This is a genomic window from Variovorax sp. CF313, from assembly GCF_000282635.1.
Taxonomy (GTDB): Bacteria; Pseudomonadota; Gammaproteobacteria; order Burkholderiales; family Burkholderiaceae_C; genus Variovorax.
The window spans coordinates 36,161-61,363 of record NZ_AKIW01000167.1 but is presented as its reverse complement, the minus strand read 5'-3'; the positions used below and the strand labels follow the sequence as shown (position 1 = coordinate 61,363).

Below are 25,203 nucleotides of genomic sequence, written 5' to 3'. Positions count from 1 at the left end.
GGCCGCTGGTGTTGCCCCCGGTAGGGGGAAGGCGTAGCGACACGAAGTGCGCGCAGCCTGGGGGCGAGCTTATTTCTTCTCGCCGCCCGGCACCTTGCCTTCGACGCCCTTGACGTAGAAGTTCACGCCCGAGAGGAACTTGTCGTCGGCCACCGCGTCCTTGGCGACCAGTTCCTTGCCGTCCTGGCCGAGGATCGGGCCCTTCCAGATCACGAAGCTGCCGTCCTTCAGGCCCTTCTTCACTGCCTCGACCTTGGCCTTGGTTTCGGCCGGCACGTCATCGGCGATCGACACGAGGTCGATGGCACCTTCCTTCACGCCCCACCAGCTCTGGCCGGTGGTCCACTTGCCGTCCAGGGCTTCCTGGGTGGCCTTGATGTAGTACGGGGCCCAGTTGATGGTGGCCGAGGCCAGGTGGGCCTTGGGACCGTAGGCGGTCATGTCGGAGTCCCAGCCGAAGGCGCGCTTGCCTTTCTCTTGCGCGGTCTTGAGCACGGCCGGCGAGTCGGTGTTCTGGAACAGCACGTCGGCGCCGCCGTTGATGAGGGCGGTGGCGGCTTCGGTTTCCTTGGGCGGGCTGAACCACTCGTTGACCCATACCACCTTGGTCGTGATCTTCGGGTTGACCGACTGCGCGCCCAGCGTGAAGCTGTTGATGTTGCGCAGCACTTCGGGGATCGGCACCGAGCCGACCACGCCCAGCGTGTTGCTCTTGGTCATGGCGCCCGCGATCACGCCGGCCATGTACGCGCCCTCGTACGTGCGGCTGTCGTAGGTGCGCATGTTGTCGGAGGTCTTGTAGCCGGTCGCGTGCTCGAACTTCACGTCCTTGCTGTCTGCCGCGACCTTGAGCATGGGCTCCATGTAGCCGAAGGTGGTGCCGAAGATCAGCTTGTTGCCCTGGCTCACCATGTCGCGGAACACGCGCTCGGCGTCGGCGCCCTCGGGCACGCTTTCGACGAAGGTGGTCTTGATCTTGTCGCCGAATTCCTTTTCGAGCGCCTTGCGCGCGTTGTCGTGCGCGAAGGTCCAGCCGCCGTCGCCCACGGGTCCGACGTAGGCGAATGCGATGTTCAGCGGCGCTGCCGGAGCCGGTGCGGCAGCGGCGGGTGCCGGGGCCGGCGCGGGCGCTGGGGCCGGTGCTGCCGCTTCTTCTTTCTTGCCGCAGCCGATCAGGGCCGCCGAAGCGACCGCCGTGAGGGCGGCCAGCTTGAGCAGGGAGCGCTTGTTCAGATCATTCATTGTCGGAAATCCTCAAAAGGACAGGTTGGCGGAAAAACGAAACACGATTATGAGCCGGGGTAGAACGGTTTCCCGATGGAGGCCGGCATGTTGGCGCGGATGAATGCCGGGTTGCGCGAGATCAGCGCCAGCACCACGATGGGCGCGATGTACTGCAGCATGCTGAGGAACTGCGCCGGCACGTCGACGCCGCTGCTCTGCAGGTGAAAGCCCAGCATCGACACGCCGCCGAACAGGTAGGCGCCCAGCAGCACGCGCACCGGCCGCCAGGTGGCGAAGGTGGTGAGCGCCAGCGCGATCCAGCCGCGCCCTGCCACCATGCCCTCGACCCATAGCGGCGTGTACACGGTCGACAGATACGCGCCCGCCAGCCCGCACAACGCGCCGCCCGCGATCACCGCCATGAAGCGGATGCGCCGCACCGGGTAGCCCAGCGCATGCGCCGACTCGGGCGACTCGCCGACCGAGCGCAGCACCAGGCCGGCACGCGTGCGGTAGAGAAACCAGATCAGCGCGACGGTCAGCACCACCGCGAAGTACACCATCGGGTGGTGGCGGAACAGCGCCGGGCCGACGAGCGGGATGTCGCCCAGCACGGGGATGGCGTAGCTCACGCTCGCGGGCAGCTTGGCCTGCACGAAGTTGATGCCGGCAAAGGCCGAGAAGCCAACGCCGAACAGGCTGAGCGCGAGGCCGGTCGCGTACTGGTTGGTGTTGAGCCAGATCACCAGCACGCCGAAGAAGGCCGAGAGCAGCGCCCCGGCCGCCATGCCGGCGAGGAAGCCGAGCCAGGGGTTGTGCGTGGTGACCACCGTCGCGAAGCCTGCGATGGCGGCGCAGAGCATCAGGCCCTCGGCGCCGAGGTTGACGATGCCGGCCTTCTCGTTGATCAACAGACCCAGCGCCGCGATGGCGAGGACCGTTCCGGCGCTCAGGGTGGAGCCCAGGAGGAGTGCGTAACTGTCCATTCAATTGCTCCGGCGCGGGGTGCTTGTGTTCGAGGGCTGATGTTCGGGGCGCTGTCGTTCAGGGCGCTGTCGTTCAGGGCGTGTGCACAGGCCACCGGGTACTCCCCTCCGCGAATGTCCCCCGCCTTCGGCTCCTCCTTTATTTCGCTGCGGGGAGCACCCGGTGCCCTGCGCACGATGAGCGCGGCTGTGGCGTCGGCGGTTCGACCGCTGCGGCGGATTGCAGGTGGACATGCGCGGGCGCACCACTGAGATTTCGCGAGAGACGGGCGCTGAACAAGCAGAACTCCGAAGGGCCGGCGTCGGCCGCGGTCGACATTGGCGTGACTGCGTTCAATGCCCGCTTCAGATTGGTTGCCGGCGTTCGATGCGCTCTCGCGAATGGGTACATCGGCCACAACCAGGCATTCAGGTGCATTTATGAACGAACCAAAAGACGTCGCCGCACTGTGTGCAGCACTGGATGCCCTGCCGGACGACGAGTCTCGGCTACCCCTTTTGATTGAACTGCTCAGCTTGGATGGACACGAGCGCCACGAAGACATCGTGTTTGACCTTGGGCTTCTCGGCAATCCTTCTGCTATCCCGGCAATCGTCAAAGCCGTTTCAGCCCCTTTTCCATACCTAGAGCAGTGGGGCAATCTTCACGCGTTTCAGCGCAAGTGCGCGTATGCGCTCGCTCGAATCGGAACGCTCGAATCTCGTGAAGTCCTTGAGCACTTGGCCCGTCACTCAGACAACCAGCTACGTGAGTATGGCGAGGAAGGATTGAGCAAATGGCCGCTTCCTTTCGTCAGGCGCTGAACGTCCGGTATCGGCGATATTGAAGGACGCCTCTGGGCCCGAAGCCGTCCGTGACCCCGCTGCAAAGCGGACACCGGTTGCTATGAACTCAGCAGCCCCGGGCTTGAATCACTTGGGCGCAATGTGGGGAGGCACGCCGTTAACCCAAGGCACCTCGAGCTCTTCCTCCAAGGCACTCACTTCTTCCATGGTGAACCACACGCCGTGGGCGTCCACCCAGTATTGCTTGCCGCCAACAATACGAACCGATTTCGAGATGCCATTGAAATCGCGCCGCAACAACAAGTCTGTGGGAACAACTTCAGTTAGAAAGACCGTGTGCTCTGGGAGGACGTCGTGCCCGAGAGGATGCAGCGCATGTGACCTACTGCCCCTTGGCGAGGCGCAGAGCGCGACTTGGTACTTCTTGTTCGGGTCGACCTCAGACCGTTTCCACATACCTGTCCTCCAATGTTTCCTGTGGCAAGCACGGCCCAGCCCGCCCGCCTCCGGGGAAAGTCCGGTCCTGGCCGCATTCTGCCGTAGACGCGCCGCCGTCAGTGGGCCCACAACAGATACTCCACCCGCTCTTAAGCGGGCTTACTGCTGACGGTCCTCTCACCTATATCGGCAAGGATGTCCTTCGCCAACTCCGCTATTTCCTGATTGGGGCCGGCGGTGTACCCGAACAGTCGCGGGCGCTGCGCGATGACCATACGCCGCAGTTCTTGAAAAGTTGCCGTCTCATCTGGTCGGTCGAAGTGAACGCAGCGCCAGACAAGCTCGAGGAGTTCAGTCGTCAGTTCTTCATCGGCTTGAGGCAAGACGTCGAGAACAAACGGGAGCGCATGAATCGCTACTGACGGAGGGCCGCTACCACTCGAAACCAAATCGCACCAGAGTTCACGGCTTGCTGCGAGTGCGGCGGCCGAATCCGTACTTGCGAGGCGTTCCAGTACTTCCCCCATCTTGTCCGCTGGGCCGAGGCAGGTCTTGAAATCGCTCCAAGGAATCGCATCCAGTCGCGCCCGAAGCGAGATTTGTGTGGGTTGGGACATGGTTCAATCTCCACGCCTCTCTGGCAGGTAAGCCAGAGATAGGGATAGCTTCAAAGTAACTGGCAAAAGGCCAAATGACTGGTTGTGGCCGACTGTAGCCGGTCGCACCGCCGTCGTGAACGGGCCCATACCGGCGGTACAGATTTCTCTGAAGCAGGCATCCCAGCGGCTCAGGAGGCCTCCTCATTCGCTTGTCGCCGGAAAGGTGGATCAGTCGCCATTCGTCATGCGCGCAGCAGACTCATTGCTCCCCCGCTCGGCAGGGTGCTGCAGCCAACATTCGCGCTGCGCGGAGGAACGCCACGGGCCCGACCCAGCTGACGTCCCAGTTACCCGCTACTGGCACCTCGCGCTTGTGCGCGATCACCATATCGCGTTTCGGTACGACCAGGATGTACTGTCCATGCACGCCCCACGCCATGTACGCACCGCTCAGCGGCGAGTCCTGCGGTTCTTCGAGTAGCCACCACAGGTAGCCGTACCCGAAGCCACGCCGTGCTGTGTGCGGCGGATGCATCTGTGCAGCGGTCGTGGTCTGGCTCGTCATTTGTTTGGCCCAGTCAGCCGGCACGAGCTGTTGGCCGCGCCAATTTCCCTGGCGCAACATCAAATAGCCCAGACGTGCCATATCGCGCGTGGACAGGTAGAAGGGATAAGCCAAATGCTGCGAGCGCCGCGCATCGCCACTGTGTGCATGGCGGGCCAAGTCGAAATCCTCGAGCTGTAGAGGTGTTGCCAGATCGTCCGCGAAAGCCTGGTAGATGTCTCGACCGGTCAGAAGTTCGAAGGCAGTTCCCGCAGCGTTGAAATCCCAGTTGTTGTACAAAAAGTAGCTGCCAGGTAGATGCGATCCGCGTGGGGGCGCTGCCGCCGCATCGTCGCCGCCATTGGCTGCTGCGTGGTAGACCCCAGAACGCGCGGCGAGCAGGTCGCGCAGCCTCGCCTGCCGCTCGATGGGCAGCAAGCCACCCACGTCGTCAATGCCCAGGTTGGCCAGTGTGCGGTCGAGGTCGATGGTGCCGTTGGCCAAGTACTTGCCGTACATCATCGAGAGCACGCTCTTGCGCACCGAGAACACAATGCTCACGGCCTGGACCGGGCCCTCACTGAACAACACGCGGCCGTCCTGCACCGCGATGAGAGCCGTCGTGTCCAGCGTGCGCACGTAGTCGCGGGTGGCGTCCAGGTCGCGGCCACAGCCGCTGCCTGGTTCGGCCTCGGGCGCTACTGCCCAAGATGATCCCGGGAAGACAACCGGCGCAGCAAGCGCTGCGGTAGCGCATCCGACTGGGAGCAGCAGCGCGAAGACACGCGAGCGGCACAGCAGCCACTCCCACCTGGAGCGGGTTGGCTTTGCAAGCTTCATTTCGAGCAGTCGGCGTTAAATTTGAGAGAGTGTGTGTGAGGATTCGGTTGAGGCATGAAACCGCCATTCTCCCGAGACAGGCGGGTGCATTGCGTGGGCCGTCGGCCTGCTGAATGCAACCAGCAACGCCGGGACGAACTTCCGCTCTTGGCCGAACTCTGCCGCACATCATGGCGTAACGCTTCATGCGTCGTCGAGCGTGGGGGCATGACAGACAACGCAGAGCTTGTTTCCGTCCAAGTCCCGAAAGTAGGCGCCGTAGTAGTTCTCGTGGTACTGAGGCCGCAGTCCTGGCGGGCCCTCACAGTTGCCGCCGTTCGCCAACGCAACTCGGTGTGCCGCTCGGACGGCCGCCCTGGAGGCTGCCGCGAAAGCAATCATTTGCCCATTTCCGGGGTGATGCGTCTGTCCGTCATAGGGCTTGCAGATGACGAAGAAGGGGCGCGCCCCGCCTGCGCTGTGCCAGCCAGCCCACGGCCTCTCTCGCTCGCAGAAGCGAAGCTCAGCACCGAGACTGTCCATCACTGCGCCGTAGAAGTGCAGGGCGCGCTCGAAATCGCTGACGCTCACGAAGACATGGGAAAACACGTTGGCTCCTCAGGCAATTTGGAGAACAACTTCGACGGTCCGGTTCTGGCCGCATTCTGTCCTACGCGTCGCGGCCCCTACGTTCAGCTAGGACGCTCTAGAAAGTACCGCTCGGAAGTGGATTGAACAACTTCAAAACCCAGCCGCTCATACAACCGGCGAGCAGGGTTCGAGGTGAGCACACGAAGTCGGACCGGAACATTTTCCAGCATTGCCATCCCGATGATGTGCGTCACGACGAACGTTCCTATGCCCTGGCCTTGGCTTCCTGGCTCGACGTAAAGGTCTTCAATCTGATAGTGCGTATCAAAACGCTCGAACGCGACCGCCCCGACACGCTCGCCTCGAACGAGGAGCATGAAAAACGCGCCTTCCTGCGCTCTTTCGGTTAGATGCGCCCGAACGGCCGCTTCGTTCCAAGCGCCCCAAACTTGCTCGACATACCCGCGCATGGTCGCTTGGCAGAGGTCGAAAAGATAGCGAGCTTCCTCAGGCATCAGACGCCGAAGGGATGGAACGGTTGTGCTCATGTCATCGGAGTCTGGTCGTGCGATTTCTGTCGATGCTGCGAAGGTCAGCTGTTGGCCGATAGTACCTATTCGCGCGAGTCCGTCGAATGTCGGCAACCGCCGCGTAGCCGCCCTTCAGGTAGGCCCGCTCCAGACCGGATGCAGCCGGTCGGACCTGTTACCGCAGTGTCCGCTACTGCCGAGGCTAGCCATTCGCCGTTCCGTCAATACCTGCTCCTTGGGGTGCGCCTGTTGACATCGATGCCAAGCAGCTGCCTTCATCACGATTTCGCCTCCGACAGTTACCCTGCACATCCAGACTCCCTGGTGGCCAGCCAGGTTGCGCTATGCCAAAACCCGTACGGTCGAATTAGGCGGCAGTGTGTGCCAATCGATCCAGTCGCCCGCCGCCAGTTGGTGTGTGGGCGTCGAGGCGCCTTCCATGTCGCCCCACTGCAGCGTGAACTCGCGCGCCCCGAGCCTTAGCGCGATCTCGAAGCCTGGCCAGTGCGCGGGCACATGCGGCGTCATCGACAGCTGTTTGCCCTTCACGTTCAGACCCAGCAAGGTCTCGACGGCCGCGCGGTGCAGCCACGCGGCCGAGCCGGTGTACCAGCTCCAGCCGCCCCGGCCCACATAGGGCGCGGCACCGTAGACGTCGCCCGCCATCACGTAGGGCTCCAGCTCGTAGACCGGGCCGCGCTCGGGGTGCCGCGAACGGTGGGCCGGGCTCAGGCCCTCGAAGCTCTGCCAGGCCGCTTCATGGTCGCCCTGCAGCGCCTGCGCCATGAGCGCCCACACCGCGCCGTGCGAGTACTGGCCGCCGTTCTCGCGCACGCCGCGCGGGTAGGCCTGGATGTAGCCCGGGTTGTTGATCGACTGGGCAAACGGTGGCGCCAGCAGCTGCAGCAGGCCGGCTGGCTCGTCGTGCAACTGCGATTTGACGGCGGCCATGGCCGGGCCGGTGTAGGCCGCGTCCGAGGCGCCCGACAGCACCGACCAGGCCTGCGCGATCAGGTCGATGCGGCACTCGTCGTTGGTCGACGAGCCCAGCGGCACGCCGTTGTCGAAAAAGGCGCGGCGGAACCAGGCGCCATCCCAGCCGGCGTCGTGCAGCGCGGCGATCCAGCCGGTGCGTGCTTCGGTCCAGCGCGCGGCGCGTTCGTGTTCGCCGCGTGCTGCGGCAAGCGGCGCAAAGCGCTCGACCACGCTGCACAGGAACCATGCGAGCCACACCGATTCGCCGCGTCCTTCGTGGCCGACGCGATTCATGCCGTCGTTCCAGTCGCCGGTGCCCATCAGCGGCAGGCCGTGCACGCCGATCTTGAGGCTGCGGTCGATGGCGCGCGCGCCGTGATCGAACACGGTGGCCATGCAGCCGCTGTGCTGCGGCGCGTAGTAGGCGTCTTCCGCGCCCTCGGGAATGCCAGGGCCTTCGATGAAGCCGACCATCTCGTCGAGCAGCGAGGCGTCGCCCGTCACCTCGACGTAGTGCGCCGACGCGTACGGCAGCCACAGCAGGTCGTCGGAGAAATGCGTGCGCACACCGGCTCCACCGGGCATGTGCCACCAGTGCTGCACGTCGCCTTCGGGAAACTGGCGCGCCGCGTTCACGAGGATCTGCTCGCGCAGGCGCGGCGGGTCGGTGAGTGCAAAGGCCATTGCGTCCTGCAGCTGGTCGCGAAAGCCGAAGGCGCCGCCGGCCTGGTAAAAGCCGGCTTTCGACCAGAGCCGGCACGCCAGCGTCTGGTACACGAGCCAACGATTGACCAGCGCATCGAACAGCGGGTCGGGCGTGCGCACCTGCAGGCGGCCCAGCAGGTCATCCCAGAAGCCGCGCACCTGCGCCAATGCCTCGGGCACATCGCGCTGCCGCCAGCGGCGTGCAAGTTCGAGCGCGGCGTCTGCCGTGCCGGCGTGGCCGAGCACGAAAGTGAAGCTCGCGGTTTCGCCGGATGCAACGACGAATTCGCCGCCGGTGGCTGCGCAGGCATCGAGCCCGCTGCCGGCGCGGCGCGCCAGCGTGTCGGGCACTTCGACGATGCCGCGGCCGGCGAAGAATTCGCTGCGGTCGCAGGTCCATTGCGTGGCTCCGGTCGTCGTGCCTTGCAGGGCCGCGAACAGCAGGAAGGCCGTGCTGCCGCCGAAGCCCGTGCTCGATTCGCGCTGCTGGCCGAACACGGCCGGCTGGTCTTCGGGCTTCCAGCAGTGCACGGTGCGCCGTTCGCCGCGCGCGGCACCCAGCTGCCACTCGACCATTGCGAGCGCGCGCAGGCGGCGCTGGCCGGCGCCTTCGTTGCGCACGCGCACGTGCACCAGCTTGATGGCTTCGTCGCGGTCCGCGAAGAAAGTGGTTTCGAGCACGAGCTCGCCTTGGCGGTATTCGAAAACCGAGTAGCCCTGCCCGTGCCGTACGAGGTGGCGGTTGGCGCCGCCGCCGCCGGCGGGCGTGAGCGGCAGCATCTCTCGCGTCGCCACGTCCTGCAGCAGGTAATGCTCGAAAGCCGGGTCCTGCACCGGGTCGTTGGACCACGGCGTGACCTGGTGCATGCGGCTGTTGCCGGCCCAGGTGTAGCCAGTGCCCCATTCGGACACCTGGAAGCCGAAGGCGGCGTTGGCGATCACGTTGATCCATGGGCGCGGCGTGCGGCGATCGGGGCCGACCTCGAAGCGGAACTCACCGCTCTCGGCGTCGAAGTCGCCGGTGGGGGCTGTGTTGGTTGGCGAGGCGGCCTGTCGGTTGAACAGCGGCGTGCGGTGTTGCACCGGTGCGCTGCTGTCGTCCGCAATCGCCGGGCTGCGTGCCTCTTGCAGCGCCGCCACCTGCACTTCGAGCGCGCGGCCGTCGGCCGTGAACACCACGCGCGCCAGGCTGGAGAGCGCGGCCTTTTCCGACGGCACCACGTCCTGGTCGCGCAAGAGGTAGAAGCTGGCGGTGTCGTTGCGCGGAAAGCTGTGCTGCGTCTGCTGCGCGACGCGCGAGCGCAACGTCTCGATCTCGCGCTGCAGCGGCATCAGGTACGAATTCGGCTCGCTGTTGAGCACCACGAGGTCGCAGGCCACGCCACCGAAACCCCACCACGGCTGCGCGCGCAGCAGCGTGTTGATGAGCCCCATGCCGTTCATCGAGTGGATGTACACCAGCACGATGGGCTTGTCGCCCGAAATGCCGAAGCGCCAGATCTGGCGCAGGTCGATCAGCCCGCGGTCGCTCATCACGCGCGGCGTGGTGTAGGTGAGGACGGTTGTCAGGTCCTGCAGCGCCAGGTTCTGTGCGGGCGCGATGCTCAGGTCGCGCAGCCGCACCTGCGCCAGCGTGGCCGCCATGCGGGTGGCGCGCTCCACGTGCATCGGTTGCAGGTAGCGGTCGATGCGGGGCATCAGCGCCTCGATGCTCTCGTCGGCAGCGGTGGCGAAGCTCAGGCGTGCGGTGGTGCCCGGGGCAATCGACAGGCGCACGCGCAGGCAGGCGATGGGGTCCAGGCCGTTCACCTGCTTGCCCTGGGCCGTGAGCGGTTGCCTGTCGAGCGCAGGGTCGGCCAGCGTGCGGTTGCGGCCGATGAAGACGCGCCGATCGGTCATGCTGTCGATCGACAGCACGTTGGCATCGACCGAAGCCACGAAGTGCACCGCGGCGACCACCGCATCGCCGTGCAGGCGCGGCCTGCGCGACAGCAGCAGCGCGCGCCACGCGGGCTCCCAGCGCGATTCGACGAACAGGTTGGCAAAGGCCGGATGCGCCTCGTCGGCCTTCGGGTTCGACAGCACCGGCTCGAAGTACGAGACGAGTTCGAGCGTGCGCGTTTCGTCACCGCTGTTGTGCAGCGTGATGTTGCGCAGCTCGGTGTCGTCCTCGGGGCTGATGAGCACCGTGGTGCGCACCTGCAGGCCGGGGCCGGTCGCATCGAACTGCACCTGGTCGGCCAGGAAGCGGGTGCGATAGTGCCAGTCGGCGCCGGGCGCAGGCAGGGCGGTGAGCGAGGTGAGCTCGCTTTGCCCTCCGTCTTTTTCGATATCGCGCACATAGAAGAAGGTGCCGTAGCTGTCGCGCAGCGGATCGTCGCGCCAGCGCGTCACGTTGAACGCGCGCCAGCGGCTCACGCCGGCGCCGTTGGCCCGCAGCGCCACCGTATAGCGGCCGTTCGACAACAGGTGCGTGGGCTGGAAGCCCGGCCCCGTCGGATCGACCACGCGCGGCTGGAACAGCGGCGCCAGCTCGGCCCGGCTGGGCTCGGGCGGCGTGCGCGGGTCGGCGCTGCCGATGATCTGGCGCGGCGTGCGCTCATGCAGCAGCGACTCGTGCGCCTGCACCAGCGCGGCACTGCCGAACCAGCGGCGCGGCGCGTCGTCGCGCAGCACGTTGCACAGCGCCACCAGCGACATGCCCTGGTGGTGCGCCATGAAGTTGCGCACGACAGTGAACTCCTGCCCCTCGGTCTGGCGCGAGGTGGTGAAGTCGATCGCGTCATGAAAACCGAACTCGCCGCGCGCGCCGAGCGATTCGAGCAGCTCGAGATTGATGACGGCCGCTTCGGGCGCGAAGGGCGCAGCCATCAGGCTGGCGTAGGGCGCCACCACGCGGTCGGTGGGTGGCGTGCGCCGCAGCGCCAGGCGCGGCACGCCGAAGGGCGAGTACTGGTACGCCAGCGAATGGTCTTGCGCGAAGTAGGCCGACTCGGACACGCCCCACGGCATGCTCTGCGCACGGCCGAAGGCCTGCTGCTCGGCGATGGCCGCGGCATTGGCCACCTGCAGCAGGCCGTCGGTGGGCTCGGTCATCACGAGCGCGGGCATCAGGTACTCGAACATCGAGCCCGACCACGACTTCAGGCTGGGCTTGAAGCCCACCAGCAGGAACGGCCGGCCCAGCGCCATCCAGTGGCGGCGCGGCACGTCGCCCTTCGCAATCGCAAGGAAGCTCAACAGGCGCGACTCGGAGGCCAGCAGGTCGTAGTAGCTGGCGTCGAGCACGTTCTCTTCGACGCGCAGGCCGATGTGGAACAGGTGGCGCTTGGCGTCGTAGAGGCCGCTGAAATCCATGCCGTCGTGCAGCGCGTCGCAGCGTCGGGCCAGTGCTTCCAGCGTGGGGGCTTCGTGGAGTTGGCAGCTTGCTTTCGCCGCGAAGGCGCGGCAGGCCTGCGCCACGGCCACGAGGTGGCCCGCGAAGTTGCCGCTGTCGACGCTGGACACATAGTCGGGCGGCAGCGGCTTGAGCGTCTGCGTGTCGTACCAGTTGAACAGGTGGCCGTCGTGCTTCTGCATGCGGTCGACGGTGTCGAGCGTGGCGGTGATGCGCGCCAGCAAAGAGCCGGTGTCGATCCAGCCGAACTCGCGCGCGCAGCAGGTGGCCAGCAGGTACAAGCCGATGTTGGTCGGCGAGGTGCGGTGCGCAATCGTCGGCTGCGGTTCGAGCTGCAGGTTGTCGGGCGGCAGGTGGTTGTCGTCCGGGCCCACCACGTGCTCGAAGAAGCGCCAGGTGTCGTGCGCCAGCTTCTCGAGGTAGCTGCGATCTTCGGGCTCGAGCGGGTCTTCGGCGTGTGCATCGACGCGGCTGCCCCACCAGGCCGCGAGGGGCGCCAGGGACCAGAGCACGAAGAGCAGGGGCCCGAGCACCGGGTGGGCGCTCCGGTTCGCGAGGATGGCGAGCGCCAGGGACACCGCGCTGCTGAGGGCCGCGCTGCGCACGAAAGGCTTCAGGCGCTGGCTCGATTGCGCCTGCGCCTGGTCGGCTGTCGTCCATTGCAGCAGGTGCCTGCGGCTCACGACCAGCCGCCAGGTGGCGAGGAAGGCCGCGTCGAGCAGCAGGCGCGTCTGCGCCGCCAGCTGCACAAACTGCCAGGCTGCGCCGGCCATGGCGCGCAACAACTCGACCGTGCCCACATCGAAGAAGTGGCGCAGCTCGATGGCGCGCCGTGTCGGCACCAGGCCGGCCAGCGCGCCCAGCAGCGGGCCCAGCGTGAGCGCCGCGCCGACGGCAGCCAGCGCCCAGCCGAGCGGCATGGCCTGCGTGAAGATCACCAGCACCAGCAGCGCGAAAGATGCTGGTGCGACCAGCGAGCGGCGCAGGTTGTCGCACATTTTCCAGAGGCCCAGCGCGTCGATGCCGAAGCGGCGCGCACGCCACATCAGTGGCAGCAGCTGCCAGTCGCCGCGCACCCAGCGGTGCACGCGCGAGGCGGCCACGCCGGCATGGTGCGGATGGTCTTCGACCAGCACCACGTCGCTGACCATCGCGCAGCGCGCGACGCTGCCTTCGAGCAGGTCATGGCTCAGCACGGCGCTGTCGGGCAGGCGGTCGTTCAGCGTGGCGTGCACGGCGCGCACGTTGAGCAAGCCCTTGCCGGTGAAGGAGCCGCTGCCGAACACGTCCTGGTAGATGTCGGAGGCGCCGCTGCCGTAGGGGTCGAGCCCGCACTGCCCGGCGAACACCCAGTGGAAGAAGGAGCGCTCGCTGCGCATCGGGAACGGCGTGACGATGCGCGGCTGAAGAATGCCGAAGCCCGCGACCACGCGCCGGCTTGGCACGTCGATCTCGGGCGCGTTCAGCGGATGCGCGGCGATGGACACGAGGTCGCGCAGCGCGCCGGGCGGCAGGCCCGTGTCGCTGTCGAGCGTCAGCACATAGGGCGTGCGGCCGGGCGCGAGCTGCTGGCCCGGTGCGAGCGGGAGAAAGCCGCTGGCGTCGCCGCTGGCCAGCAGGCGCACGAGCATTTCGAGCTTGCCGCGCTTGCGCTCCCAGCCCATCCAGCGCTGTTCGGTCTCGCTCCAGTTTCGCGGACGGTGCAGCAGCAGGAAGCGTGGCGCGGCGCCTTCGGCCGGTGGGTACTTGGCGTTGAGCGCGGCGATGCGTTGCTGGGCATCATCGAGCAAGGGCACGTCGTCGGGCATCGAGGCTTGCGAAGCGTCGGCCCAGTCGGTCAACAGCGCGAACTGCGCGTGCGCCTCGCGGTTGGCGAGCCAGTGCAGTTCGAGCCGGTGCGCGAGCTTGGCGTTGTTCGCGGTCGACCCCAGCATCGTGGGCATGACGACGAGCGCGCGGTGCCGTTCGGGAATGCCGTTCGCGAAATCGAGGCGTGGCAGGGCCTGCACGCGCACCGACTCCGCCATGATGCGTTGCGCCAGCGCAATCAGCGCTTCGGACAGCGGCCATGCGAGCAGCAGCAACGCCGCGACGGTGGTCCAGTCGCCGCGATGCGGCAGGCCGTGCACCACGGCCGCCAGCAGCAGCGCGGTGCCGAGGGCAACCGACCCCACGTAGACGGGCAGGCGCCAGCCGCGATGGCTGCGCGCGGGGCTTCGTGTGCTCGCGGCGCGTGCGGCATGGCCCGCCGGTGCGTTCGCCTGCAGCGACGCGATCAGCGCAGGCCGGCCCTGGCCGAAGAGGTAATAGCCGGCGGTGCCGTCGGCGCGGTCGGTCTCGGCGCCGGCTTCCTCGGCCGGTGCACTGGACGCCAGCGTGACCACGGCCTGCGCCACTTCGCGCTCGGTCCGTTCGGCACTGCGCGCCACCTGTTCCATCGCATGCGTGATCTGCTGGCGCATGAGTTCGCTCTCGTTCGCAAAGCTGGGAAGTTCGCGCAGCACGCGCAGCGAGCGGCTCACCGGCTCGATCAGATCGCTCCACTCGACCTGGCCGATCATGCGCAAGGTCGTGATGATGTTGCCGACCGTGAGATTGGCCGCGGCCTGCGCGTTCTGCGCGTCGCCGATCAGCGCCGGGCCGTTGGGACAGTGCTGTTCGGTCCAGCGCACCAGCGTGGGCATGTCGTCGCCTCGCTCGACGGGCAGGCGCTGCCACAGCTGCGTGAGGTAGCTGTCCTGCAGGCCGTGGCTCTGCAGCGCGCGGTACAGCACGTCGAGGTCTTGCACCGAGAGGTGCGGCGCCGCGTCCCACGCGGCATGCGCGATCTCGCGCGCGACCTTGTTCTCGGCAATGCGCTCGGCCACGCGGCGCAGGTTTTCGAGCAGCACCACGCGCAGGGTGGTGGGCAGCGCCCACAGTTCGCCGAACATCAGCTCGTCGATGTCCTGGTAGGCGTTGAGGAAGGCAGTGAACAGCGTCTTGTTGAGCACGCTGTCGGTGTGCGCCACATAGGCCCACGCAATGCCGTACACGCGCGGCAGCCCCGCCAGCGGCGGCGTGACGAGCTTGGGCAGGCGCGCGTAGTAGCTGCGCGGCACGCCGTCATGGATCTGCTGGAGCTGCGCTTCGACGAGGTGGAAGTTGTCGAGCAGCCATTCGGCCGCCGGCGACACATAGCGTCCGCTCAGCGAGATCAGCGCGATGTAGTCGAAGGCGGCGCGCAGCGACTCGAGGTTCTCATCGACACGCGGGAAAAAAAGCGCGCCTTCGCGCGCGCGGTGGTGTTCGTCTTCCACCACCTGGGCACCGGCCAGGCTGTGGCCGTGCTGTTCGAAACGTTGGGCACCGAAGAGTTCGGCGCGAATCGGGAGCGCTACCGGGTCGTGCGGACCGAGCAGAAGAGTCCGGGCATAGTGACTGAGCCCTTGGAGGCGGTCGACGACGGCAGCGGCGCTCAAGTGACCGCGAACAGGCCGATGCCCAGGACCACGGCCACGCAGGCCATCGTGACAATGCGGCCCGCAGCGAGCGCGCGCACACGTTGCATGTGGCTTCGCAGCGAGAACCATCGCCCGTGGGCACGTGCGCAGTGATGCATGTGCGAAGCTAGGGCTTCGAAATCGCTGCCGACGAAATCGATGTGCGAATGGGAAAGGGACTGCGGGACGGACATTGCAACGGGCTCCTATGAAACGACTTCGAGCTGCCGCGCGATTGCGAGAACTGTGAACGTGTTCCGACCGTACGCTTTTAATTGACCTTACGGGTGCCTGTTTTCACGATGCCCGACATACGAGGGCCTACGCATTCGCGATTGAGGGCATGTCTGTCACAGCTGATTCTTTGGCGCAGCTACCCCATGCCGCCTCTGAAGTACAAGCGAACCAGCCGGCGCACTCGTGCCAATCGGTCGCCCCAGGAGCTCGTCACCCCGCTGCCCCGAACAACGATCTTGGCGATAGATCGGCACTATGTTCGCTACCGCACAGACAAGGCTTTTTGCATGAATAACGATTGAGCAATGCGCCTCGGAAACACAGTCGACAGCGTTCATTGATGAATCAGGCGAAAGCCATCGAGGTCTGAGCATGCGTAACTTCTTGACCAACAACCGCGATGAACTGATCTCCCGGTGCAAGTCAAAAGTTGCGCGAAGGCCCAGACGCGCAGCAACTGAACAGCAGTTGGCCAACGGCATTCCGCTGTTCCTTGATCAATTGATCCAAACGTTTGCCGCGGAAGAAGATGACAAACCGGCGGACAGCATCAGAATTTCGGGACCTTCAGGCGGAGATTCGCAGACCTTGTCGGAGATGGGGGTAGCCGCCACGGCCCACGGCAAGGAGCTGCTCGAACTGGGGTACACGGTAGATCAAGTCGTCCACGACTATGGCGACCTTTGCCAAGCGATCACGGACATGGCCTTCGAGCGCGATGCTCCCTTTGCCGTCGGGGAGTTCCGCACATTGAATCGATGCTTGGACAACGCCATTGCCGATGCCGTCACGGAGTTCAGCTCCCAGCGCGATACGCAGATCGCCCGCCAGCAGAGCCTTGACTCAACCGAGCGTGTCGGTTTCCTCGCTCACGAGTTGCGCAACTGTCTGGGCACGGCGACTCTTGCCATCCATGCCCTCGAACTCGGCAGCATGACATTGGGAGGTGCCACGGGGAGCGTATTGAAGCGCAGCCTTTCGTCGATGGTCACCCTGATCGATCGGACGCTCGCCGAGGTGCGCGTCAACATGCCGGAACAGCGCCAGACGTTTTCCGTCGCCACGTTCATCAAAGATGCCGAAACCGCCGCGCAGCTCGTCGCCGGAGCCGCACGCTGCCCCTTCGAGGTGAGCTCTGTCGATCCTCTGCTGGCCATCCGTGGCAATCGCGAGCTGCTGCTTGCCGCCCTGGCGAATCTCTTGCAAAACGCGTTCAAGTTCACGCACCCGCACACCATCATTGCCTTAAGAGCTCATGCACTCGACGAGCATGTATCGATTGACGTCGAAGACCACTGCGGAGGACTTCCGCCCGGAAGCGCTTCCAGGATGTTTGAGCCCTTCAATCAACACAGTCATGACAAATCCGGCCTTGGCTTGGGCCTGTCCATCGCACGCCGAAGCGTTGAGGCTGACCTCGGCACCTTGACAGCTCGAGATGTGCCGGGAACCGGTTGCGTTTTCACCATTCGCTTGCCCCTGCACGTCCTCGAATGACAAGCATCTAGTTTCTCCCAATCCCAAGGACTCATCATGGACATCCAATTGCTGATGCGGATCGGCCGCATGGCACCACCTCGGTGGCTCACTTTGTCGGCGGATGTTTCAGCAGCGAAGCGGCTGGCTGCCGACGGCCTGATTGAGATGACTCTGGAGTTGCAGGGCAAAGCAAAGACATCTATACGCGAATCAGTGCATGTTCGCACGATCACACGAAATGGTGCCTTGGCTATCGCTGATGAAAAATCTCGCTCGCAGCGGAAATGAACGCATGATGGTCGCATGACAGGCGATGTGATGCTCACCTTCAACCCCGGGTCTTCGTCGATCAAGCTCGGGCTGTTCGTGATCGATGCCGGCGCGACACGCGCCCTCGCCCGCCGCACGGTCGATGCAACACTCGATGCCTTGTCCAGCGTGATCGCGAATGCCCTGGATTGGGTGAACGATGCGGCGCCGGGCGCACGACTCGTCGCGGCGGGTCACCGCGTCGTGCACGGCGGGGACGAGTTCAGCGGCCCGGTGGCGATTGCGGAGGACACGCTCGTCGCTATCGAGGCACTGGCGCCGCTCGCGCCGCTGCACCAGCTGCAAAGCCTGCGACTGATCCATGCGGTGCGGCACGCCGCACCGGCGCTGCCGCAGTCGGCCTCGTTCGACACGGCCTTCCACCGCAGCCAGAGCGCTGCATCGCGCCGCTACGCGCTCCCGCGCGTGCTGTTCGACCAAGGCATCAAGCGCTACGGCTTTCATGGCCTGTCGTACAAATTCATCGCGTCGCAACTGCGCCAGCAGCACCCCGGGATTGCCGCGGGCCGCGTGGTGGTCGCGCACCTGGGCAGTGGCGCCAGCCTGTGCGGCTTGCTGCATGGCACCAGCCGCGAGACCAGCATGGGCTTCTCCACGCTCGACGGCATCCCGATGGCTACCCGCAGCGGCGCGCTCGACCCCGGCGCGCTGCTTTATCTGCTCAAGCAACCGGGTCAGTCGATCGACACGGTCGAAGACATGCTTTATCACCGCTCGGGCTTACTAGGTCTCTCCGGCGTTTCGGGCGACGTGCGCAAACTGCTCACGAGCGACGCGCCCGAAGCTCGCGAAGCGCTGGCGTTGTATGCACTGCGGATCGCGCGCGAAGTGGCCGCCATCGCCACCACGCTCGGCGGGCTCGATGCGCTCGTTTTCACCGCCGGCATCGGAGAGAACCAGCCGGCTGTGCGCAACGCCGTGTGTCACCACCTCGCCTGGCTCGGCGTGGCGCCCGATCCCGCAGCCAGTCAGGTCGCCGTGTTCGTCATGCACACCGACGAAGAGCAGGTGATCGCCGACGAGGCCTGCCAAGTTCTGTCCCTTTATCAAACCACCGGAGCCGCCCCGTGACCCGCCCACTTGAACGCGCCCCGTGCACGCCAAGTTCTCGGCATCGGTTTCCCGTGGGGTTCATGGTGCACTTTAGGTTGCTCTCCAAAGCGAAGTTATGGGACCCCGCCAGCCAGAAAGTGAGTCCCTGACTGTTCGCTGGCGCACGCAGCCTCACCAAAAAATGTCTCGGCAGTTGGTACGCCGGCGCACAGACGCCGGATTTCAGTCGCAGAATCATGAAGATTTGGAAGCAGACTTCCTCATGGCATTGCCTCCTCGTTCGTCTTCGTTGCACCGGGCCGCCGCACGCAACGAACTGCTGGATGCCATCCCTCTTGAAGTGATGGCCCGAATGGAGCCGTTCCTCGAGCCGGTGCCGCTGCGTCTTGGGGAGGTGCTCTACGAGTCGGGGGTAGTGCAGCGACACGTTTTCTTCCCCATCGATTGCATCGTCTCCCTGCTGTACGTGCTGGAGAACGGGCAGTCCGCTGAGATCGCGGTCGTCGGCTTCGAAGGCATGGTTGGCGTATCGCTCTTGATGGGCGGAGGTAGCACGCCCAATCGTGCCGTGGTGCAAAGTGCAGGCAACGCCTTCAGGCTAAGCGCCACCCACATTCAGGAGCTGACGGAAAAGGGGGGGCCGTTGCTTCACCTCTTGCTGCGCTACACCCAATCGCTCATCACCCAGATGTCGCAAACGGCGGTGTGCAATCGGCATCATTCGCTCGAGCAGCAGCTGTGCCGCTGGCTATTGTTGAGCCTGGACAGATTGCCGGGCAATGAACTGGTCATGACTCAGGAACTGATCGCCAACATGCTCGGCGTGAGACGCGAAGGCGTGACGGAGGCGGCGGGCAAATTGCAGCGTCTGAACCTGATCAAGTACGCGCGAGGTCACATTACGGTGCTCGACCGCCCGGGCCTGGAACAGCAGGTTTGTGAATGCTATGAGGTCGTGAAGCGCGAAACGGATCGGCTGCTTCCTCGCCAAGTGGCAAGCTGATTCGCCGCGGCGACGGTCAGGCTCGGTGCGCCGCCGCACAGACGTGAGCCATCGCATCGGCAACAATGCGGCAGGTCACGCATTTTCGCGCTGGCTCCTCTCAACAGGGGCTCTGTGACATCCCATCCGACCCGCCCCATTCACAACCGTCTGCTCGAAGTGCTTCCGCCGATGGTCAGGGCGTGTCTACTCGAAAAATGCGAGAACGTGGCATTGGCGGCGTCCCAGACGCTCTATGAGCCGGGCGATTCCATCCGCCACATCCACTTTCCCACGAGCGCCTTTGTTTCACTGGTTTCCACGGCAGACGGCCACGACGGCCTGCAAACAGGCTTGGTGGGCAACGAGGGCGCCTTGGGCTACGAACTGTCGTTGGGTGTTCAGAGCGCGCCGTTGCGGGCGTTCGTTCAGGGCGGCGGTCTGGCCTGGCGCCTGACAGCGCAGTCCTTTGCTCAGGAACTGGAGCACAACACGATGCTCAGGCGTGTTCTCAACCGCTACGTCTGTGTGCTGCTGATGGAACTGGGTCGCTCGGGCCTGTGCAACCGCTTCCATCTGATCGAGGAGCGCCTGGCGCGCTGGTTATTGACGACCCAGGATTGCGCGCACTCCACACACCTTGCACTGACTCATGAAGTGCTGGGCCGCATGCTGGGGGTGCGTCGGGTCGGCATCACCAATGCCGCGACCGCGCTGCACGAGCGTCGACTGATTGACTACCGACGTGGCGCCATCACGATCACGGATCGCCGGGGACTGGAAAGTGCGGCGTGCGATTGCTATCGGGCCAACCAGCGCAACTACGCGCGGTTGATCTCATGACAGGTCGCCTTCCTGCAATTCATAGGGCAGGAACATGAAGATCGTTCTCCCGCAGCATCACCGGCTCCATTGCCCCCTGTGAGAGACGACGCCGCACCGCAGCTTCGATCTCTTCGACATGGTGGCTGAACGTTTCAAGCGGGTCGGCGTTCTCGGTCGTGCGAAAGTGATAACGCAGTGCTTCCCTCCCGATGCTGGCACTCACGAACTGGGTGCCTTCCATGTCCACCCAGAAGCGGACGGAGCCTGAAGCATCATGAAAGTACGGAGCGTCAGACATTTCGAGATCTTTCTTTGAGGCGGCTGCGCACTATCGCAGGTCTGGCGTTTCGTGTCTGTGCGATATCGGGTGTTTGGTCGCCACACAGGTCTACGCGCTTGGCTCTTTGCCGCGAACTCCATCGAGGTGACGGCCCTCCTGCATCGAGGCTCCGCTCTTGATGGGCGGGTGCTTAAGCTTCCTCTACCAGCGCCGGATGGCCGTCAACCCGATCATGGTGTGGCCTTGGCCTTCGGTCTGTGCGCCAGCGCACGGTGCGAAAACATCCTGAGCAACCTCAGCAAACGAACCGCGCTCTACAGTTCGTTTGACGCGCTTCAAGAACCGCGCGAATACCGATGTCGGCGGTCTCGGTCGGCTCCATGCAGCCATTCCTGTCAGCCCAACCAACCCTGGCGACGGCAGCCAACGCGTTGGTGGTGCGCGGACCCGGTCGTTAGCACTCCAGGACAGACTGAAGAGGCATTGGGCGTTGATACCGCGTCCCAGCCAACTGTGTCGTCCGCCGCGGAAGAGACTATTTCGCAGGCGAGAAAGAGGTGGGCGCCAAGAACGAGTTGTCCATCTTCGCAACAATCGGTCCGGCTGCCTCGCTCGCCTTTCTGACCTCGACCCATTCGGGATCGACGACAAACTTTCCCCACTTGACTTCACGATCGGCCAGGCTCTCCCAGACAAGCATGTAGGTAAGCGCGTTGCTGTCAGGTCCGACTGCAGTCGTCCAATATCCGAGTTGACGAATTCCCAGCCGGTTCCAGATGCCCGCGGTGTGATCGCGAAATCTGGCAAGAACGTCGGGCAGCCGGCCAGGCATTGCGGTATAGACGCGTAGTTCGTAGATCATCGACATCAGTCCTGAAAAAATGTTGCAAGTTGACGAGGCGGCGGGCGTGACCGCCAAACTCACATTGTGCTGCCAGAGGTCCATCCGCCGTCAAAGGAGATGATCTGCCGGCGGTCTGCCCCAACCGCTAACCGCCAGCCTCAGGCATTCCGCGTCGCGCCTTCTCGCCAACAAATGCATTCGCGGAGCAAGGCACCCGCGCCCCGAACGAACCCGAGCACGAGCCCTACGGCATCCCGCGCGCCAGCAAGTGATCGACCAACCGGCGCTGCGGAAAGCTCAACGCCTCCTGCCGCGTGCACAGGTACATCCGTCGTGAAGCCCACGCATCGGTGAGATTGATGAAGCGCAGCTTCATCTCCTTGCGGTAGGTCACAGCGGCACCCTCTGGCAGGATGCCCACGCCCATGCCCGCTTCGATCATCCGGCACACGGCCTCGAAGCTCTTCACCCGCACGCGCAGGCGCAGCACCTTGCGCGCACTCATGGCGGCGTCTTCCATCGTGCGGGAGATGGCGGAATCGTCTTCGAGACCCACGAAATCGAAATCGAGCAGTTCCTCGAACGACACCTCGCGCCCGCGCCACGGATGCTTCTGCCGCACGATGGCAACCAGCCGATCGGTGCGGTAGGGAATGAAGTTGAGCGCCGGGTCGGCCGCCTCGCTGGTGATGACGCCCACGTCAGCCTGCCGGTCGCGAATGGCCTGCACGATGTACACGCTGCGGTGCTCCTCCACGCTCACACGGATCTCCGGGTAGCGCTGGCGGAAGCTCGCCACGTCGTCGGGCAGGAACTGGCCCATGGCGGACGCGTTGGCATGCAGCCGCACGCGGCCGGTGGCGCCTTGTGCGTAGTCGGACAGGTCGGCGCGCATGCGATCGACGTCGCGCAGGATCTGGCGCGCATGCATGGCGAGCGACTCGCCGGCGCCGGTGGGCGTCACGCCTTTCGAGGTGCGGTTGAGCAGCGCGACGCCCAGGTGGCCTTCGAGAATGGACAGGCGGCGGCTCGCGGCCGACAGCACCATGTGGCTCTCGGCGGCGGCCTTCGACAGGCTGCCGTGCTCAATGGCACGCAGGAAAAGCGCCAGCGAATCGAGGTCGGGTCTCATGGGTTCGGGTCGATCTGGGAGGCTGGCATTGTCGCGCCCGCGAGGGCGGGCACAGGCGCAAGGATGAGGGCAAAATCCCCCGGCCGCGCCGATCGGCCCCATCCCCCGTGCCGTCCATGCCGCCCCCGCTGCCAATCACGCCCGAAACACCTCCGCCCTCCCCTCCCCGCCCGCGCCACCGCGCGCTGGCCGGCTGGATCGCCGCGGGCGTACTGGCACTGCTGCTGATCGGCGTGGCGGGCCAGTGGGCCGCGAGGCGCGAGGCGAACTTCCAGGCCGACTCGATCCGCCGCGCCATGGAAGTCCATGTGCTGGGCCTGCGCGACGCCGCCGGCAAGTACAGCTACCTGCCATTCACCGCGAGCCTGCATCCGGACGTGCTGGCCGCGCTGGCCCATCCCCAGGACGCGGCCGTGAAGCAGCGCGCCAACCGCTATATCGAGGAGGTGAACCGGCAGGCGGGCTCCGACGCGCTCTACCTCATCGACCTGCAGGGCCTTACGCTGGCGGCCAGCAACTGGGCAACGCCGCAGAGCTTCGTCGGCGAGTCGTATGCCAACCGCCCCTACTTCCGCGACGCGCGCGCGGGGCGCAACGGCCTGTTCTACGGCGTGGGCCAGACCACCGGCGAGCCGGGGCTCTTCATCTCCGCGCCGGTGCGGCCCGACGGCGGCGCCGTGCTGGGCGTGGTGACGGTGAAGGTCAGCCTGCGCCAGCTGCAGGAAGCCTGGACCTTCTCGCGCGACCCGATCCTGCTGACCGACGCGCGCGGCATCGTGTTCCTGAGCTCGGTGCCGCCGTGGATGTACAAGGCCACGCGCGCGCTGGGCGCAGCGGAACTCGACGGCATGCAGCGCGACCAGCAGTACGGCGCGCGCACCAGCTTCGCGGCACTGCCGTGGAAGGTGGAGCGTGGCGAAGGCGAGCCCGGCTACCTCGTGCGCACCGACATCGGCGGCCAGCCGCGCCGCTTCCTCGCAGTGGACGAGCCGCTGCCCGACCTGGGCTGGACGCTGACGGTGATGGCCGACCACGCCGAAGTCACCCGCGCACGCGAGCGCACCTGGATGCTGGGCCTGCTGTGCGCCGGCGTGCTGCTGCTGGGCGGCCTGTACTGGCAGCTGCGCGAACGCCGCTTCGCCGAGCAGCGCGATGCACGGCGCGACCTGGAGCTGCGCGTGCGCGAGCGCACCCACGAGCTCGACGAGGCCCACGCGTTCCGCAAGGCGATGGAAGACTCGCTGCTGGTGGGCATGCGCGCACGCGACCTGGAGGGCCGCATCATCTACGTCAACCCGGCCTTCTGCGAGATGACCGGCTACGACGCCGACGAACTGCTCGGCAAGCTGCCGCCCTACCCCTACTGGCACCCCGACGACGTGGCGCAGCACTGGCGCCAGTACGACGCCATGATGAGCGGCCAGCCCGCGCGCTCGGGCTTCGAGTCGCGCCTGCGGCACCGCGACGGGCACGACGTGATCACCATGGTCTACACCGCCGCGCTGATCGACGCCGACGGCCAGCACAGCGGCTGGATGAGCTCGGTGGTGGACATCACCGAGCAGAAGCGCGCCGAGCTGCGCCAGCGCCAGAACGACGAGCAGCTGCAGCACGCCCAACGCCTGGCCAGCCTCGGCGAGATGGCCTCCACGCTGGCCCACGAGCTGAACCAGCCGCTGATGGCGCTGAGCAATTTTGCGAGCGCGGCCAAGGCCTTCGCGGAACAGGGCAACCAGCAGCTGCTGGTCAGCAGCCTCGACGAGACCATGGCGCAGGCCCAGCGCAGCGCCGAGATCGTGCGGCGCATCCGCGGCTTCGTGCGCCAGCGCACCGTGGGCACCGAGGACTGCGCGGTGGCGGCGCTGGTGGCGAACGCGCTGGCGCTGCTGCAGGGCGAGATGCGGATGCGGCAGGCGCGTGCCGAAGTCCGCATACCGGCGGGGCTGCCCGAGGTGCGCGGCGACCGCGTGCTGCTCGAGCAGGTGTTGCTGAACCTGCTGTCCAACAGCTTGCAGGCGATGCAGGCCACGCCGCCGGAACAGCGGCTCGTGGAGGTCGAGGCCGAGGTGCTGGCAGGACGCATGCACATCCGCGTGGCCGACCGCGGGCCGGGCATCGATGCAGCGCTGGCCGAGCAGGTGTTCGCGCCCTTCTTCACCACCAAGACCGGCGGACTGGGGCTGGGCCTGAACATCTGCCGCACCATTGTCGAGGCCCATCGCGGCCGGCTGTCCTTTGCCAACCGGGACGGCGGTGGCACGGTTTTCACCCTCGAGCTGGAGATCTCACCCCCATGAACGCTCTTGCCAACAACCTGTGCGTGGTGGACGACGACGAGGCCGTGCGCCGCTCGCTGGGCCTCCTGCTGCTGTCGCGCGGCTACGCGGTGCAGACCTTTGCCTCGGGCGAGGCCTTCCTGGCCGGCGCCGACCTGCAGCGCGCAGGCTGCGTGATCCTCGACCTGCGCATGGAGGGCGTGAGCGGGCTGCAGGTGTTCGATGCATTGCGCGCGCAGGACAGCCCGCTGGTCGTGATCTTCCTGTCCGGCCACGGCGACATTCCGATGGCCGTCGAGGCGGTGCAGAACGGCGCCTTCGGCTGGCTCGAGAAGCCCTGCAACGACGAGCGCCTGCTCGACAGCATCGCCCGGGCCCTGCAGCGCGCCGGCGAGATCGCCGTGCGCCGGCAGGCCCGCCAGGCCGCGCAGGCGCTGTGGGACAAGCTCACGCCGCGCGAGATGCAGGTCGCCCGGCTGGTGGCCGAGGGCAAGCCCAACAAGCAGATCGCCCTGGAACTCGCGCCGCTGGAGCAGCGCACGGTGGAAACGCACCGCGCCCACGTGTTCGCCAAGCTGGGGCTCGCGAACAGCCACCAGCTCGACCGGTTCCTGCGGGAACACGGGCTGTAGTCCTTTCTAGGTATTTACCCTTGCGTACCGATACGTAGCCGCACGGCGGGCGGCTAC

Annotated in this window: 19 protein-coding genes; 8 read left to right on the top strand and 11 right to left on the bottom strand. The window is 65.8% G+C overall.

Translation table 11 applies throughout. From position 1 onward, the window contains the following. Positions 1-69 precede the first annotated feature (69 nt). Complete coding sequence (locus PMI12_RS26990) at positions 70-1,242, bottom strand: BMP family ABC transporter substrate-binding protein (protein ID WP_007839101.1); 1,173 nt, start codon at positions 1,240-1,242, stop codon at positions 70-72. 47 nt (positions 1,243-1,289) lie between these two features. After that, positions 1,290-2,210 (bottom strand): ABC transporter permease, encoded by a 921-nt coding sequence (locus PMI12_RS26985; RefSeq protein WP_007839100.1) that lies wholly within the window; start codon positions 2,208-2,210, stop codon positions 1,290-1,292. A gap of 420 nt (positions 2,211-2,630) precedes the next feature. On the opposite strand from PMI12_RS26985, the gene PMI12_RS29045 reads away from it, so the two are divergent. After that, positions 2,631-3,014, top strand: coding sequence for a HEAT repeat domain-containing protein (locus tag PMI12_RS29045; protein WP_157632300.1), 384 nt, complete (start codon positions 2,631-2,633; stop codon positions 3,012-3,014). A 108-nt stretch (positions 3,015-3,122) separates the two neighbouring features. On the opposite strand, the gene PMI12_RS26980 is transcribed toward PMI12_RS29045, so the two are convergent. The 6 genes from PMI12_RS26980 to PMI12_RS26960 form a co-directional block, all read right to left on the bottom strand. Continuing rightward, complete coding sequence (locus PMI12_RS26980) at positions 3,123-3,452, bottom strand: hypothetical protein (protein WP_007839099.1); 330 nt, start codon at positions 3,450-3,452, stop codon at positions 3,123-3,125. A gap of 131 nt (positions 3,453-3,583) precedes the next feature. Continuing rightward, positions 3,584-4,051: a hypothetical protein gene (locus PMI12_RS29040; protein WP_157632299.1), complete on the bottom strand. Its 468-nt coding sequence runs from the start codon at positions 4,049-4,051 to the stop codon at positions 3,584-3,586. Positions 4,052-4,292: 241 nt separating this feature from the next. After that, positions 4,293-5,417, bottom strand: coding sequence for a serine hydrolase domain-containing protein (locus tag PMI12_RS26975; protein WP_007839098.1), 1,125 nt, complete (start codon positions 5,415-5,417; stop codon positions 4,293-4,295). 183 nt (positions 5,418-5,600) lie between these two features. Continuing rightward, on the bottom strand, positions 5,601-6,005 hold the full coding sequence (locus PMI12_RS26970; RefSeq protein WP_007839097.1) for a VOC family protein: 405 nt from the start codon (positions 6,003-6,005) through the stop codon (positions 5,601-5,603). 83 nt (positions 6,006-6,088) lie between these two features. Continuing rightward, complete coding sequence (locus PMI12_RS26965) at positions 6,089-6,535, bottom strand: GNAT family N-acetyltransferase (RefSeq protein ID WP_081502715.1); 447 nt, start codon at positions 6,533-6,535, stop codon at positions 6,089-6,091. A 324-nt stretch (positions 6,536-6,859) separates the two neighbouring features. Further along, a complete protein-coding gene (locus tag PMI12_RS26960) occupies positions 6,860-15,055 on the bottom strand; it encodes a GH36-type glycosyl hydrolase domain-containing protein (protein WP_007839092.1) in 8,196 nt (2,731 codons plus the stop codon). 630 nt (positions 15,056-15,685) lie between these two features. Here PMI12_RS26960 and PMI12_RS26950 point away from each other — a divergent pair. From PMI12_RS26950 to PMI12_RS26935, 5 genes are all read left to right on the top strand, one after another. Beyond that, a complete protein-coding gene (locus PMI12_RS26950) occupies positions 15,686-16,810 on the top strand; it encodes a sensor histidine kinase (protein WP_007839088.1) in 1,125 nt (374 codons plus the stop codon). A 36-nt stretch (positions 16,811-16,846) separates the two neighbouring features. After that, positions 16,847-17,080 carry a hypothetical protein gene (locus PMI12_RS28455; protein ID WP_081502714.1) on the top strand — a complete coding sequence of 78 codons (234 nt, stop codon included), beginning with the start codon at positions 16,847-16,849 and terminating at the stop codon, positions 17,078-17,080. Positions 17,081-17,095: 15 nt separating this feature from the next. Continuing rightward, on the top strand, positions 17,096-18,193 hold the full coding sequence (locus PMI12_RS26945) for an acetate/propionate family kinase (RefSeq protein WP_042674532.1): 1,098 nt from the start codon (positions 17,096-17,098) through the stop codon (positions 18,191-18,193). A 244-nt stretch (positions 18,194-18,437) separates the two neighbouring features. Continuing rightward, the gene (locus PMI12_RS26940; protein ID WP_007839084.1) at positions 18,438-19,178 is read left to right on the top strand and encodes a Crp/Fnr family transcriptional regulator; all 741 of its coding nucleotides are present in this window, start codon (positions 18,438-18,440) and stop codon (positions 19,176-19,178) included. Positions 19,179-19,292: 114 nt separating this feature from the next. Continuing rightward, a complete protein-coding gene (locus PMI12_RS26935) occupies positions 19,293-20,000 on the top strand; it encodes a Crp/Fnr family transcriptional regulator (RefSeq protein ID WP_042674531.1) in 708 nt (235 codons plus the stop codon). A 19-nt stretch (positions 20,001-20,019) separates the two neighbouring features. Here the strand turns inward: PMI12_RS26935 and PMI12_RS26930 are convergent, their stop codons facing one another. The 3 genes from PMI12_RS26930 to PMI12_RS26920 form a co-directional block, all read right to left on the bottom strand. Further along, positions 20,020-20,280 (bottom strand): DUF1488 family protein, encoded by a 261-nt coding sequence (locus tag PMI12_RS26930; RefSeq protein ID WP_007839081.1) that lies wholly within the window; start codon positions 20,278-20,280, stop codon positions 20,020-20,022. Positions 20,281-20,797: 517 nt separating this feature from the next. After that, positions 20,798-21,208, bottom strand: a complete 411-nt coding sequence (locus PMI12_RS26925; protein ID WP_337459824.1) for an NIPSNAP family protein — start codon at positions 21,206-21,208, stop codon at positions 20,798-20,800. A gap of 142 nt (positions 21,209-21,350) precedes the next feature. Then, positions 21,351-22,238, bottom strand: a complete 888-nt coding sequence (locus PMI12_RS26920; RefSeq protein ID WP_007839079.1) for a LysR family transcriptional regulator — start codon at positions 22,236-22,238, stop codon at positions 21,351-21,353. A 116-nt stretch (positions 22,239-22,354) separates the two neighbouring features. Between PMI12_RS26920 and PMI12_RS26915 the strand changes: the two genes are divergently transcribed. Both PMI12_RS26915 and PMI12_RS26910 read left to right on the top strand, forming a co-directional pair. Further along, on the top strand, positions 22,355-24,535 hold the full coding sequence (locus PMI12_RS26915; RefSeq protein WP_007839078.1) for a sensor histidine kinase: 2,181 nt from the start codon (positions 22,355-22,357) through the stop codon (positions 24,533-24,535). Next, complete coding sequence (locus tag PMI12_RS26910; protein WP_007839077.1) at positions 24,532-25,146, top strand: response regulator transcription factor; 615 nt, start codon at positions 24,532-24,534, stop codon at positions 25,144-25,146. Before PMI12_RS26915 ends, PMI12_RS26910 begins: the two co-directional genes overlap by 4 nt. Positions 25,147-25,203: the final 57 nt, after the last annotated feature.

What these genes read in the sequence shown, in the direction of transcription:
- PMI12_RS26940 (WP_007839084.1), top strand. Translation starts at nt 18,438, where the DNA reads ATGGCATTGCCTCCTCGTTCGTCTTCGTTGCACCGGGCCGCCGCACGC.
- PMI12_RS26920 (WP_007839079.1), bottom strand. Translation starts at nt 22,238, where the DNA reads ATGAGACCCGACCTCGATTCGCTGGCGCTTTTCCTGCGTGCCATTGAG.
- PMI12_RS26945 (WP_042674532.1), top strand. Translation starts at nt 17,096, where the DNA reads ATGACAGGCGATGTGATGCTCACCTTCAACCCCGGGTCTTCGTCGATC.
- PMI12_RS26975 (WP_007839098.1), bottom strand. Translation starts at nt 5,417, where the DNA reads ATGAAGCTTGCAAAGCCAACCCGCTCCAGGTGGGAGTGGCTGCTGTGC.
- PMI12_RS26910 (WP_007839077.1), top strand. Translation starts at nt 24,532, where the DNA reads ATGAACGCTCTTGCCAACAACCTGTGCGTGGTGGACGACGACGAGGCC.
- PMI12_RS28455 (WP_081502714.1), top strand. Translation starts at nt 16,847, where the DNA reads ATGGACATCCAATTGCTGATGCGGATCGGCCGCATGGCACCACCTCGG.
- PMI12_RS26965 (WP_081502715.1), bottom strand. Translation starts at nt 6,535, where the DNA reads ATGAGCACAACCGTTCCATCCCTTCGGCGTCTGATGCCTGAGGAAGCT.
- PMI12_RS26915 (WP_007839078.1), top strand. Translation starts at nt 22,355, where the DNA reads ATGCCGCCCCCGCTGCCAATCACGCCCGAAACACCTCCGCCCTCCCCT.
- PMI12_RS26930 (WP_007839081.1), bottom strand. Translation starts at nt 20,280, where the DNA reads ATGTCTGACGCTCCGTACTTTCATGATGCTTCAGGCTCCGTCCGCTTC.
- PMI12_RS26925 (WP_337459824.1), bottom strand. Translation starts at nt 21,208, where the DNA reads ATGGACCTCTGGCAGCACAATGTGAGTTTGGCGGTCACGCCCGCCGCC.
- PMI12_RS29045 (WP_157632300.1), top strand. Translation starts at nt 2,631, where the DNA reads ATGAACGAACCAAAAGACGTCGCCGCACTGTGTGCAGCACTGGATGCC.
- PMI12_RS26950 (WP_007839088.1), top strand. Translation starts at nt 15,686, where the DNA reads ATGCGTAACTTCTTGACCAACAACCGCGATGAACTGATCTCCCGGTGC.
- PMI12_RS29040 (WP_157632299.1), bottom strand. Translation starts at nt 4,051, where the DNA reads ATGTCCCAACCCACACAAATCTCGCTTCGGGCGCGACTGGATGCGATT.
- PMI12_RS26980 (WP_007839099.1), bottom strand. Translation starts at nt 3,452, where the DNA reads ATGTGGAAACGGTCTGAGGTCGACCCGAACAAGAAGTACCAAGTCGCG.
- PMI12_RS26985 (WP_007839100.1), bottom strand. Translation starts at nt 2,210, where the DNA reads ATGGACAGTTACGCACTCCTCCTGGGCTCCACCCTGAGCGCCGGAACG.
- PMI12_RS26990 (WP_007839101.1), bottom strand. Translation starts at nt 1,242, where the DNA reads ATGAATGATCTGAACAAGCGCTCCCTGCTCAAGCTGGCCGCCCTCACG.